This window comes from Bacillus sp. SG-1, from assembly GCF_000181495.1.
In the GTDB taxonomy this organism is placed as follows: domain Bacteria; phylum Bacillota; class Bacilli; order Bacillales; family Bacillaceae_B; genus Rossellomorea.
Genome location: NZ_ABCF01000001.1, coordinates 285402 through 298210, shown reverse-complemented (window position 1 = coordinate 298210; position 12809 = coordinate 285402). Strand labels below are relative to the sequence as shown.

At 40.5% G+C, this 12809-nt stretch carries 16 protein-coding genes; 4 read left to right on the top strand and 12 right to left on the bottom strand.

The genetic code is table 11. From position 1 onward, the window contains the following. Positions 1–42 precede the first annotated feature (42 nt). Positions 43–798, top strand: a complete 756-nt coding sequence (locus tag BSG1_RS01570) for a PAS domain S-box protein (protein ID WP_006835031.1) — start codon at positions 43–45, stop codon at positions 796–798. On the opposite strand, the gene BSG1_RS01565 is transcribed toward BSG1_RS01570, so the two are convergent. From BSG1_RS01565 to BSG1_RS01550, 4 genes are read right to left on the bottom strand one after another with little or no spacing between them, the layout of a single operon-like run. After that, positions 795–1181 carry an NUDIX hydrolase gene (locus BSG1_RS01565; RefSeq protein ID WP_006835030.1) on the bottom strand — a complete coding sequence of 129 codons (387 nt, stop codon included), beginning with the start codon at positions 1179–1181 and terminating at the stop codon, positions 795–797. The two genes, BSG1_RS01570 and BSG1_RS01565, sit on opposite strands and share 4 nt — an antisense overlap. Before the next feature lie 12 nt (positions 1182–1193). Further along, complete coding sequence (locus BSG1_RS01560; RefSeq protein ID WP_083802815.1) at positions 1194–1379, bottom strand: hypothetical protein; 186 nt, start codon at positions 1377–1379, stop codon at positions 1194–1196. After that, positions 1354–1845, bottom strand: coding sequence for a GNAT family N-acetyltransferase (locus BSG1_RS01555; RefSeq protein ID WP_006835028.1), 492 nt, complete (start codon positions 1843–1845; stop codon positions 1354–1356). The genes BSG1_RS01560 and BSG1_RS01555 overlap by 26 nt, the downstream gene beginning before the upstream one ends. Beyond that, positions 1838–2320 (bottom strand): GNAT family N-acetyltransferase, encoded by a 483-nt coding sequence (locus tag BSG1_RS01550; RefSeq protein ID WP_006835027.1) that lies wholly within the window; start codon positions 2318–2320, stop codon positions 1838–1840. The genes BSG1_RS01555 and BSG1_RS01550 overlap by 8 nt, the downstream gene beginning before the upstream one ends. Positions 2321–2610: 290 nt before the next feature. Here BSG1_RS01550 and BSG1_RS01545 point away from each other — a divergent pair, with 290 nt between their 5' ends. Further along, positions 2611–3150: a CBO0543 family protein gene (locus tag BSG1_RS01545; RefSeq protein WP_006835026.1), complete on the top strand. Its 540-nt coding sequence runs from the start codon at positions 2611–2613 to the stop codon at positions 3148–3150. A gap of 26 nt (positions 3151–3176) precedes the next feature. On the opposite strand, the gene BSG1_RS01540 is transcribed toward BSG1_RS01545, so the two are convergent. From BSG1_RS01540 to BSG1_RS01500, 8 genes are all read right to left on the bottom strand, one after another. Then, positions 3177–3485: a YrhK family protein gene (locus BSG1_RS01540; protein WP_052302340.1), complete on the bottom strand. Its 309-nt coding sequence runs from the start codon at positions 3483–3485 to the stop codon at positions 3177–3179. A gap of 380 nt (positions 3486–3865) precedes the next feature. Beyond that, entirely contained in the window at positions 3866–4861 is a 996-nt protein-coding gene (locus BSG1_RS01535; RefSeq protein WP_006835024.1) for a DMT family transporter, read from the bottom strand. A gap of 226 nt (positions 4862–5087) precedes the next feature. Beyond that, complete coding sequence (locus tag BSG1_RS01530; RefSeq protein ID WP_006835023.1) at positions 5088–5423, bottom strand: SdpI family protein; 336 nt, start codon at positions 5421–5423, stop codon at positions 5088–5090. A 79-nt stretch (positions 5424–5502) separates the two neighbouring features. Beyond that, positions 5503–6420 (bottom strand): alpha/beta fold hydrolase, encoded by a 918-nt coding sequence (locus tag BSG1_RS01525; protein WP_006835022.1) that lies wholly within the window; start codon positions 6418–6420, stop codon positions 5503–5505. Further along, on the bottom strand, positions 6407–6991 hold the full coding sequence (locus BSG1_RS01520; protein WP_006835021.1) for a GNAT family N-acetyltransferase: 585 nt from the start codon (positions 6989–6991) through the stop codon (positions 6407–6409). The genes BSG1_RS01525 and BSG1_RS01520 overlap by 14 nt, the downstream gene beginning before the upstream one ends. Before the next feature lie 198 nt (positions 6992–7189). Then, the gene (locus BSG1_RS01510) at positions 7190–7453 is read right to left on the bottom strand and encodes a DUF4306 domain-containing protein (protein ID WP_006835019.1); all 264 of its coding nucleotides are present in this window, start codon (positions 7451–7453) and stop codon (positions 7190–7192) included. Then, positions 7450–7647 (bottom strand): hypothetical protein, encoded by a 198-nt coding sequence (locus tag BSG1_RS01505; RefSeq protein ID WP_044022174.1) that lies wholly within the window; start codon positions 7645–7647, stop codon positions 7450–7452. The genes BSG1_RS01510 and BSG1_RS01505 overlap by 4 nt, the downstream gene beginning before the upstream one ends. A 112-nt stretch (positions 7648–7759) precedes the next feature. Next, positions 7760–8470: a class I SAM-dependent methyltransferase gene (locus tag BSG1_RS01500; RefSeq protein WP_044022311.1), complete on the bottom strand. Its 711-nt coding sequence runs from the start codon at positions 8468–8470 to the stop codon at positions 7760–7762. Positions 8471–8862: 392 nt separating this feature from the next. Between BSG1_RS01500 and BSG1_RS01495 the strand changes: the two genes are divergently transcribed. Together BSG1_RS01495 and BSG1_RS01490 are read left to right on the top strand one after the other, a co-directional pair. Then, positions 8863–10662: a M3 family oligoendopeptidase gene (locus BSG1_RS01495; protein WP_044022173.1), complete on the top strand. Its 1800-nt coding sequence runs from the start codon at positions 8863–8865 to the stop codon at positions 10660–10662. Between the two features lie 407 nt (positions 10663–11069). Then, the gene (locus tag BSG1_RS01490) at positions 11070–12347 is read left to right on the top strand and encodes an IS110 family transposase (protein WP_006835136.1); all 1278 of its coding nucleotides are present in this window, start codon (positions 11070–11072) and stop codon (positions 12345–12347) included. The last annotated feature ends 462 nt before the right edge of the window (positions 12348–12809 follow it).

The following is a 12809-nucleotide window of genomic DNA, read 5'->3' as shown; positions in this document are numbered from 1 at the left end:
AGAGTTACGCTTAATTGTAGGAAGGAAGTGAAGAAATTGAGTATGGACATTTCAAATATTGATTATCGTCAAATCATCGAATATTCACTTGATCCAATAGTTATTCACAGCGATCTTAGAATTCTTTACATAAATAATGCGGCTGCTGAATTTTTCAATGGGAAAAAAGAGGACATCCTCGGGTTAAGTCCTCTGGATATTTTCCAGGAATCCTCCAAAGCTGCTATTGCAAAAAGAATCCAGTCAGCATATGAACGGCCTGCTGATGTAATAGAAGAAACAGTCTACAGGATGGATGGTTCAACTGTTGATGTTGAACTGTATTGCCACCCTGCTTTAATAGGGAATATTAAGGCGATTCAGAGTTCCATGAAAGACATCACCCAGAAAAAAGAAGATGAAAAGAAACATGCTGAGATGCTGCAGCAAGTTAATGCTTTATCTTCTACATTGGTTCCTGTTTCCGAAGGGGTATCAGTCCTGCCGCTTGTAGGTTCCTTTGATGACGAACGGGCGATGCAGCTTTTGGAAGATGTTCCAATGAAGGCTCATGAACAAAATGTTGAATGTTTAATTATTGATTTTTCAGGTATTTATAACATGGATACCGTAGTTACCAATACTCTTTTTAAAATAACCGGTGTCATGTCATTGCTAGGCGTCCATCCAATTATTACAGGACTCAGACCAGAATTGGCACAGCAGGTGACTAGAATCGGGGTCAATGTTGACTCTGCAAATATCTATTCAACAGTGAAGGAAGCGATCCGTCACTGTTGGAAATTGAAAGCCCATTAAAGGTTATTACTAATCTTCCTTGCCACTTCTTCAGGTCTTATATCCAATAAAGGAAAGTCATCCAGAGGGACCCATACCGGTTTATAGGTTCCTCTGGAGGAACCATTGAATTCTTCCGCTTTGCCTTCTCCTATTTTTCCATGCAATATGTCCGCAGAGTAAAAATACTGTCTCCCTTTAAAATTGACTTCAGCAATACATTCATTGAGCCGTACCCTTACCCCAAGTTCTTCGTATGCTTCCCGTATCGCTGCTTTTTCAGGTGTCTCTCCTTGTTCAATTCCCCCACCTGGAAAAACATAGTACTCTTCACCATTGTTTACCCTTTTAATCAGGACAGCGCTTCTCTCTTTAATAATAACAACAGATCCTCTATTTCTCATGGATTACTTATCCTATTCTTTCAAAAGACGATCTAGTTTCTCTTCCATTCTCTCCAGCCGTTCATGATCATCTTTTTTGTTTTTTCTGCCCAACAACAGTAGCAGAATCAAGACAACAGGGATCCCCAAAAGAAGAATAAACATTAGGAATTGAAAAAGGATATCGCCGCCATTAAAATTTGCCTGCATTAGGTACATCTTCATTCTCCTTAATTTCATATTCCATCTTTAAAAATTCGTATGTACTGCCATTTGTATCCTGCATAAACGTTTCTATTGGCAAAAAGCCGGCTTTTTCATAAACTTTTATTGCCCTTTGGTTAAAACTCGCAACGGAGAGTGATAGTTTAAGTGGCTCATAGTTTGCAATAGCAAACCTCATGCCTTCAAGAGCGAACTCCAATCCTAGCCCATTGCCCGTTAGTGCTGGTTTCATTCCCAACCCGATATCAACCGTGCCTGACTCTTTTTTCTGAAAACAAAAGTAGCCGATCATCTTTCCGTCTTTTTCAACTGTATAATAGCCTGACCTGTCTGGATGAAGGAATTCTTCCAGATCCTCTTGGTCTGCAGTCATGTTGTAAAACGAGTATTCGCCTTCATAGTTCCATTGATAGGCAATTTCCTCGGCAGCTTCATCTGTCATTGGTAAAAACTCATACATCTGTATCACCCTTTTTGACCATTTTATAATTTGTCAGTTCAACGCCTCTTTTTAAAACTTTCTGGGAGAAGATTACTTGAAAGCCCTTATTTTCAAAGAAAGGTTTAGCTGTAATACTGGCAAAGGTTTCAAGGTCCTGAATGTCATTTTTTCTTGCTGCCACTTCTAACTTATTCAACAGGGCTGAGGCAACCCCCTGCCCTTGATAATCTTTATGTACATACAAGCGGTCCAGCAACCCTGAAGAATCCATATCAGCAAAACCAACTATTTTAGCCTTGGCTATTGCTTTATAGCTGAAATTTTCATCGAAAGAACGGATCCATCTTTCCCTCATTTCATTGATGTCCCTCTTGGACACCCACGCCTCCAATTGATCCTGAGAATAATCTCTTGCATTCACATTGTGAACCGTTTCATAAAAAAGAGTAAGGATTTCATCTATATCATGAGTATTAATTTCAGTTATATTCATTTCAACCTCCTCATTCTTTTATTGGCCCAACTTTTACACGGGATAATTACAACGGCTATCCCCAACATGCAGCCTAGCATTCTTGAAAGGTATCTACATCATGAGTCTTTGTATATAGAGGAAATTCGTGATCGGTGCGATTGATCCTCCTTGATTTCTGACCATCTTATGTATAATGTTACCATTTTACAATCCCGATGTCTTCTCTCTACTGAATAGCAGGGTTACCATGAAATAATCACTACATAATACTTACGACAATAGTTAAACTACCAAGAGGAGGTGTAATAATGCGAAGGAAAAGGTCTGCCGTTTCTGTTGCCTTTTTGATTTTGACTACTTTAGCTGGAATCGTGTTATTGCCATTCGCAATCGTCAAACGTTCATTCAAGGACTGGCTCATTGTTTATTTAGTCGGAGTTATGGGAAACTCTTTGGCTGACCGGTACCTTGTGTCTAAGGGGTATTTGCGTTACAACATCAGACCCTATAAAGGGAAGTTCAAAATTCATTTGCCTTTTGACTACATTCATTATCCACTCATGCTTCTTTATTACAACCAATGGACATTAAACAGCAAGCCGGCTGGTATATTCTTAAAGCTTTTTCCTTTTGTTATCCCTCAGGTCATTTTTGAGACGATTGCTGAGAAAAAAACAAAGTTAATTTCCTGGAGAAAAGGATGGTCGTGGTATCACTCACTCATCTCACTGGTCATAAAACTATTACTCTGCAGAGGTACCATCGCGTTAGTAAGAATCATCAATAACGATAGAATCTCTGCCAAGAAAACACCGTTCCATGACGACCCGTCTCAAAATAACCAATAAAAAACGCTTCTCGCTTTGGAGAAACGTTAATTATCTTGATTCCTAATATCTTCCTCGGTGAACCTCTTCATGTGGATATCTCTGAGGATGTGTAGAAGCGCGCGAAAAATCATCATGAAACTGCCACCGAGGAAAAAGCTGGTGGCTAGAACTTGTTCAGCTTCAGTGATGAACAAAATGCTCCCAATCATGTACAGAATTCCTAACAGGATATCATTGAAGTATCCAATAATCCTGTACCGGTTTCCGATCACCATTTTTTTCTTTCGGCTTAAGTGTATCTGGATTGAATTGTCTTCAAACTCTTCCATTCGGTTTTTGATTTTTTTAAACACATAAATCACCTCTTGCTGCTATATCATCAGGCTACACTATATTTTGCTACATGTTATCCTTTTTACCCAGTGGTCATTTTTTTTAAAATCTTATCTTGAAAAAAATTGAATTTCCACTATTTTCTTTGGTCTATACTGCCGAACTTATTATTTACTTTTAAGCTGACTCGGTAAAAGATTGGTGAAAGAACATCCATATGTAGATTTTGGGAGGATTGGCAGGTACTTAGCTTCAAATGAATAGCTCACCTACAAATCCCAACCTAATTGGCAGGTGTATAGTTCCAACGAAAAAAAAAGGACGAAATTATATGCGATTTCATCCCCAAACTCTTGTGATATTTTTTCAAGACTACCGTACTCAATACATTTCAACGTTACTACATCTTCATCCCTTTGCCTCTCGCGGAAACCAGCATATCCCCTTTCGCCTTAACTTCTATTTTCCTGCTGTAAAAACTGTGCAGGAGCATCCCTAATACGATGATGAAGAGTCCTGCCATTGCCACGCCATTTGGAAACGGAGCCGATAACAGGAGAAATTCTCCGATAATGACGAACAAGACCTGCGTTGATTGAGTGGCCTCAACGGCAGCCAGTTTTGTCTGGCTTCCCCTGGCTTTATCGGTTGCGATGAAGAAAAGAGTGGTTGCAATGACCCCTGAACATATGGCGACTATGAAAGATTGCAGGATTTGATCTGTTTCCGGAACTCCGGCTTCCACCAAGCCTACCGCACCAATGATCAGCCAGAATGGAATGGTAGCCAGAGTCATCCCCAGTACCCTCTGAAAAGTATCCAGTCTTCCTCCACATACTTCCATCATCTTCCGATTACCCAATGGATAAGCGATTGAAGCAAGAAGAACCGGAAGGATACCCACCACGAGCATCTGTATGGTGATCCCATTTGCTTCCTGCATCTGTATGAGAATCACTCCTGACAAAATCAGTAAAGAAATAAGAAGTGCTTTCATCGGTACTCTTTGCCTTACCATAATAGCTCCTACTTCAGTTTGCCGGGTTTCAAAAAACAGCGGGCCAAGCAGCACACCCGCCACGATCGTCAGCTGCCATGTACCTGCAACAAGCCATCCTGGTCCATACGCAGCGGCATAGGTCAACGGCGCGTAAAACAAGACGAATCCGACAAAACTCCAGCCCAGCCACTGCCATGGATATCTGAACATCTCAACGAACAACTGCTTTAAATTCTTCCTGGCAAGGACAATAAGGAATAAAAACGGCACCATAAAGAAAAATCTTAACGAGGAACTCCAAAGCCAGCTTCCACCCGAAAGCTCCATGGACCGGTTTAGAATGAACGTTACTGCAAAAAACATCGATGCCAAAATACCAATTAAGATTTCTCTCATAGGGACACCACACTTTATTTAGGTAATAATAATATATGCCAGAGGAGATTGGTTTTTTCTTTTCACCTTTCTAACACGAAAAGAACTCTTATTGCACCAGAACACCTGTCATAATAGAGCCTTTCTTCCTCCTGATACAACAAATCCAGATTTTTGATTTATTCCTCATAGGCAGCTTGCCATTGCGTTTTATTTTTTATAGGAAGCAGCCTCTCAACATTCACACTCATAACTTCACCTTCTCTGAATAGATGTAGCTCTGTATAAAAGCAGCAAAGAGGAAAAAGACTGGTGAAAACACCAGGATGATGGTCCATGGCTCTCTTAGCGGGGGAAGAAAGAGAACGATTATTCCTAAGAACAATTGAGGAATGGCCCAAACCATCATCACCTTTGCTCCAAATTTATTAATTTGGTACCAGGCTTCTTCTGATTCAAAAGACCTTGGCAGCCTGACTCCATACCAGGAGTCCATACTGATCCTCCCTAAATACAGTGGGATGGCCAAACCAATAAACAAAATGGCAAGCCCTATCAGCATTAATCCCACAAAAATATTCATAATCCCCCTCCTTTGCTTAGGGCTAATGCATTCAATATAAACCTGTAATCACAATATTGAATACCAACCACTCTGCATTTTATTTATTTAAAACCGAACAACCTAAAAAATCATTTACAATGCGTGTGAATTTGTCAGGCGTTTCATAATGAGGTGTGTGTCCACAATTTTCTACCGTATATATACTCGCATTCTCTGCTTCCTTAAAGACGGCAACCTGTGTATTGCACGGTACAGGGTCACTTTCACCCATCAACAAAAGCATTTCATGCGGCAGTTCCTTCAGTGCAGGAAGCAGGGATTTAAAGATCTGCCCTTCTTCTCTTAATCTGTTGTAATGAACTTCAGACCGGTCAAAGAACAATTCCCATTCCTCATCTGTATAAAATGAGTAGTCGACTCCTGAATCAAGGTCATACCTATAAATCTTCATTCTTTCTTCCCCGAGCAAATCGCTGAATTCCATATACTTTTCCGTCAGTTCACGGATAGTCATTGGTTTCTTGGTGTCTGCCAATGATAGGCAGTCCTTTGCAGCTGCCTCATTTCCGGCTTCCGTAAGAAGGGATGCTGTTTTTCTTAATAGATTCCTTGACGTCAGTTGGAAATCAAACGTCGGCCCCTCAAGGATTATTTTATGTATAGAAGCTGGATATTCCGATGCATATAACACGCTCAAAAACCCTCCAAATGAATGGCCGATCAAAGACCACTTCGAAATATCCAATTGATTTCTGAGCGCTTCACAGTCATGGATAATATCCATCAGTCCAAAGGTTTCATCCGGACCGATTCCCTCAGACCGGCAAACTCCCCTTTGGTCAATGGCAACGACCATGAAATTCTCCGCCAGTTTTTCCGCCTGTGCAACGGAAAAGTCATAACAACTCTCTCCTGGTCCTCCATGCAAATATAAAATCGCATCCTTCTCAGATGCTCCATATACCTCAACATATAAATCTTTTCCTCTAATATTTATCAATTTACCTGGTTTCATATTCTCCCTCTTTTAGATCTGACCAGTCTCTTTTCAACAAAGAATAGCTAAAATGGTCATAGTATTTTCCTCTGTATAAGTGCTTCTCGCGATATATACCTTCTTTGACAAACCCTAATGACTCCAATAACTTGAACGATTTCTTGTTACCGATAGCAATATACGCATTGATTCGGTTAAGAGACAGATTGTGAAATCCACTGTCGATAGCGGTTATCAACGCCTCTTTCATATATCCCTTGCCCCAAAAATCAATCCATAAATCGTAACCAATTTCGGCAATATTGTTGACGGAATCCCAGGAATCAAACCCGCATGTCCCTAATGGTTCCCCATCACTTTTTCTGAAGATAATCCAACGGTTATTCCCTTTATCTTCCGGATTCTGGTTCCACTTTATGAACTCTTTCGCCTCTTCCCTACTGGAATAAATCTCTTCATCGTATAGATACCTGCATACTTCCTGATTGCTGTAGAGCTTGAAAATAAAATCTTCATCCCCCGGAGTGACGTTCCTTAAAAGTAATCGCTCTGTCTCCAAGTCGGGATAACTGCAGCCGGTTTTATCCACTTGTTTTCACCTCTTCCGTCTTATTCCTATACCAAATGAGTGTAGATAGAACGATTAAAATCAGCGCAGAACTTCTCACACTATTGAGAAAAACGCCCGTCCCCTGTTCATTCGGAATAATAGTAAAAGAAAAAATCAAAATGATTGCGTAAAAGGCCATGAGCGGCATTACGATCTTCTTGTTTTTAAAAGGATAAACTATGAAAAACAGCAAAAGGAGAAAAACACCATCATGCTTGATGGGAACAGGGGGTGAAACTTTATGGCATACAGGAAGAAATCAAATTGAGATATTTCGCTTTTTCCAAGCACTTCGCCATCGTCCATCCATCCTGAAATCAGCGCTGTATATTCCCACTGGTGAGGATCATCCATTAAGCCGCTTCCTTCGTACCAAGAAAAAATGGCTGTCATCATTATAAACAGTACCAAAACCGCAAGAATCAAAGATTTATTTTTCACTTTTTATCCTCGGCTTTCTTTTTTTGAATCGTGTCTAGATCTGCATATAAATAGCAGCCGCCGATCACCAATGCAGCCCAAGGAAAAAACCATAACAGGGAATTCATCAATTGCAGAACCTCTTTTGCCAGGATCAAGAGAAAAAACAGTAACAGCGAAACAGAAATATAAATTGAAGAAACAATTCTGTTCACATTCATCCCCCCTTTATAATTTTCGGAATATACTCATTTTAACACTTCCTATAATTGGTTATAATGGTAAAACAAAACTTCCGCCTAATTTTGGACGGAAGTTTCCCATTCACTATCTTTTTTTCTTGAATAAAGCCACTCTCAACCCGGCCAGCCCAAACACACTTTTCGAATTTGGCCTATCCTCCATGAAACGAATTTCCACTGGAGCGAAGGTTTGAAAGATGGTTTTCAGTTTCTTTTCTGAATACCCCAGCCCCCCTCTCATGCTCTTTAATCGGTAGACATCCCAATCTGATATGTCTGCCCCACCGAGAGGCCCTCCTTCTATGAAAGTGCTAAGCGCAAAGTACCCTCCCGGCTTTAATGCTTTTTCGACCAACTCAATATAATCCATTCTCCTGTGTGGGGCAATATGATGAAAACACCCGGAGTCATAGACAAAGTCATAATCTTGCTCTTTATAATCCATATCAAAAAGGTCTTCTCTTCTAAAATTAATAGCTACTCCCTTTTCTTTCGCACGTTCTGCCGCCCAATTCAACCCCTCCTCTGATGAGTCAACGGCATCAACTAAAAAACCCTTCTCTGCAAGGTATATTGCATTCCTCCCTGGACCGCAGCCCAATTCCAATGCCTTTCCCCCCGGTAGGATGCCTTTCTCTATGTACTTCACCAAATTTTCATCCGGCAGGTCAACAAAGAAAGGGACCTTTTTGTTTCTGTCTGCATAAAAGCCGTCCCAGTCAAAGCTTCTCTGTTCTTGAAGCAGTCCGTCCAACATTGTCAAAACATCGTTATTGCTCATAATCAATTCTTTCATTTTCCCATCCCCGCTTTCCAATTATCCTCTCTTCCATTTTACTAAAAGGAGCTGGAAAGCTTGTTACAACAGTATTAATACTTCTTTATTTTGGTGAAGATCCCTAAGCGCTTCTTACCCCTATATTCCATCTTCAGTACCCCCTGCATTCCTAAATTAACGAGATAACAACCTTCAAGGATCATGCACTTCAAAAGATTAGAAGTCTTATAAAAAGGAAATTCAGTCTTTTTAAGATGAGGTGTTTTAGGGATTCTCCTAATTTTTATTACAAATGTTACATATAGATGACAAAGGCTGGCTGCTCCGTCTGAAGTTGGATGAATATTCGTACTATTTACGTTATACTAATACAGGTGGAAGAGTTTAACATTTTTGCAGGGGGTATTGTAATGGAAAAAACGATCAGTAAGAATTGGGATTTGGATAGTATTTATTCGGACGGAAGCCAATCAGCGGATTTGCAAGATTTTATGAAACAGCTTGCATTATCCATTAAAGAAATTCAAACAGAAATGAAAACCATTCAAACTCATGAGTGTTTCTCGGTTAGTACAATGGTGAACCTGTTAAGAAGAATACAATCAGTTATGGAAGGCACGTTGCAAGTAGATGAATTTCTGATTTGTCTAACTTCCAATAACGTGGAAGATCATTCTGCCTCAGGCCTTGTTAACGAAAGTGCCAGATTGAGAAGCTCTTTTGAAATTCTCTTAGGGGAGCTTGACCACCTTCTTGCTTCCATGGCCGACGAAGACTGGAACCTGTTGATTAATAACGAAGAAGTAACCCAGTACCGTTTCTTCCTTGAAGAGAGAAAACAGCAGGCAAAGGAAAAGCTGTCATTGCCGATGGAGCAACTGATCCACACTCTCTCCGTCAATGGTTTTACAGCTTGGGAAAATCATTATGACCAGCAGATTGCGCAGCTGAAAATCCCGCTGGAGAAAGAGGGAGAAATAAAGGAGTTAACCTTAACAGAGGCCTATTATGAGATATTAACTTCCACAGACAGAAGTCATAAGCAAGATGTAATGAATGCCTATAATGAAGCATGTGAAAAAGTTTCCGATACATACGCGTCGATTTTGAATTCTATTTCCGGATTCCGCCTCGATGTTTATAAGCAGCGTGGGTGGGACAATATTTTAAAAGAAGCCCTTGACCAAAACAGGATAAAACAAAGCACCTTGAACACGATGATGGCTGTAATAAAATCCAATTATGGACTTCTTCACCGATTCTTAAAAAGAAAAGCGGAGCTGTCCAAAGTGGAAAAATTGAAATGGTTTGAAATTCCCGCCAACACTTTCACCACTGAAAAAACCTTCACTTATGAAGAAACCCGGGAAATCATCGTAAGCCAATTTCATGGATTCAGCGAAAAGCTGGGGAACTTTGCAGAAAAAACTTTTGAAGAGAGATGGATCGAAGCAGAGGATCGCCGGAATAAAGCTGGCGGGGCGTTTTGTGCTTCCATGCCACTGCAGAAGGAAAGCAGGATTTTAATGACGTTCAAAGGTACCTATCACGATATCATTACACTCGCACATGAACTTGGTCATGCCTATCATAACTTCATACTGGATGAGGAACCTGCTTTTGCAAGAAAAAAAGGAACGAGTGTCGCAGAATCCGCCTCTACTTTTTGTGAAAACCTTGTCCTGGATGCTGCTCTTTCACATGCAGAAGACAAGAAAGAACGACTGTCTTTACTGGAGTCCAAGATTTCCGCAGGGATGACCTACCTTGGATTAATACCGGCCAGGTTCCAATTTGAACAGAACCTCTATGAAAAGAGAAAAGAAGGGTTATTGAGCAGTCAGGAAATCACCGGATTAATGGCAGCAGCTGAGACGGATATCTACGGGGAGCATGTTGACGGTGTTCATGAATACAGCTGGGTTACCACTTCACATTTGTACAGTACAGAAAAGGCATTTTATAATATCCCTTATACCATCGGCTATCTTTTCAGTAATGGTGTCTATTCACTAGCCAAAAAACAAGGAGATTCATTCATCGATCAGTACGATGAACTCTTAAGAAATTCAGGCCGCATGACCGTCGAACAGCTTGCAGAATTCTATCTTAATGAAGACTTAACACAAGAGTCATTCTGGAAGGCGGCCATCCAGCCAGTTGCAGAAGCAATCGACGAATATATTAAACTTTCAGAAGATCTTATCTAATGCCTGTCATCTAAAATGTTGTGGTTATCTAACTGACTAAAAAGAAGGAAATTAATTAAAGAGAGTTGATTGGAATGGACGGTGCGTGACCTCCTGCGGGAGTAGCGTGACGTCTAGTTCCAGCGCCCAGCCCCTCGGGGTCAAATAACCCTGAGAGAATAAAAGGAAAAATCGCCTTTTTTTCTCTCAGGAACATTTGCCTGTCGGGACTGACCAGGGCGCTTCCACTTTTGATGACAGGTGAGACCAAGGTTACGTACCCACTGGAACGTAACCTCACAGGCGCTTGCGCCGAGGAGCATTCCTGTTTATAATCTTTAGCGGTCTTGAAAAAGAAAAAGTCCTCTTGTATGATGCTTGAGTATCAACAACCAAATCGAAACTCAATACCATACAGGAGGACCATAATGAATAGTAATACGAATCATAAAATTAATCAAGTTTCTGAAGATACTATGGTCATTGGAATCGACATTGCCAAAAAGAAACACTTCGCATGTGCAATGGATGATCGTGGTCGTATTTTACAAAAATCGTTTCCCTTCTTTCAATCAGGTGCAGGATTTGATCAGCTGGATAAAAGGATTCAATCTCTACAAATTCAACATCAAAAATCAGAGGTTATCGTGGGATTTGAACCTACAGGACACTATTGGATGAACTTAGCTGCGTATTTGGTTGGCCAGCGTATCCGTTTTGTCATGGTGAATCCTATGCATGTGAATAGAACTAAAGAATTAGATGACAACCTTCAAACTAAAAATGATCAAAAGGACGCTCGTGTTATCGCTAGCTTAATACGTGACGGCCGGTTCAACTATACACGAACCTTAGAAGGGGTCGAAGCTGAACTTCGAAATGGCGCAAGCCTGCGATCTAAGATACAAGAAGATCTTACAGCCATTAAAAATCGAATGGTTCGTTGGACAGATCTTTATTTCCCTGAGTTTCACCACATATTTAAAAGCTTTGGGAAAAACGCTTGTGCTGTACTTGAAATGACCCCTTTACCCATTGACCTTTATAGAAAAAGTGATGAAGATTTAATCTACCTATACAAAAGTGTAGAAGGGCTACAATGCCTTTCCTTTTCTAAGATTAAAAAGTTAAAATCAATGGCTAAACAGTCAATCGGACTGACAGAAGGGTTAGAGATGGCACGTTTTGAGATGGGTACTTTAATTTCTCAATTCAAAGCTCTTTCAAAACAACTTGAGACCTTATCGTCCAGGTTAAATGAACTCGCACAACAAATGACAGATTATGAGTTTGTACTGTCAGTTGATGGTTTAGGTGAAAACACAGTTGTTGAATTACTCTCTGAGACAGGCTCTCTTAGTCTATATGAGCATCCACGCCAATTAATTAAATTAGCGGGCCTCACACTAAGGGAAAACTCTTCCGGACAACACAAAGGCCAGAAGAAAATCTCAAAAAGGGGTAGAAGGAAACTGAGGGCTATATTATTTCGAGTCATACTTCCTTTGATTCAACATAACATCGCCTTTAAATCCCTATACCATTACTACACAACTCGAACTGTCAATCCATTGAAGAAGAAAGAAGCTATGGTTGTATTATGTGGGAAGTTACTTAAGATTCTACACGCTTTGTGTGTGAAACGTATGCACTTTAATGCAAGTCTTATGATGAGAGACCTCCATTGCCTCCAAGAGGCGGCTTGAGCTACTTCTAAGTAGTTTGAAATCTAAACAAGAGGATGACACGGAGAAGCCGGCACATAATGAGCCATTAGACCACGAGTCCCTCGAGGAGCATTGCCAGCCTCTGCCTTATGAATAGACCGAACGAAGGAATGTACGCGCTAGACGCCAAGAGACATGGGAGGGTACGTCATCATAAGATTCGCAGAGATCCAATGTGCATCACATAAGCACTTTAGAGTTAATGATTTCCATTTAGCTCTAGCGAAGCGTAAGCTTCCCCTTACAAATTATTGAACATCTAGAAAATATTATTAAATTGATTCAGTTCAAAAAAGTTTTCTAACCAGAAAAACGGCTTCAAAGGTTGATACTCCAACATTTCTAGAGGGAGGCTCACCGCACACCCCGCGGAGTCACGCCCCTGGAATGGAAATCAACAGACTCTATCACAAAATCACCATATTTACGAATAGAGCATAT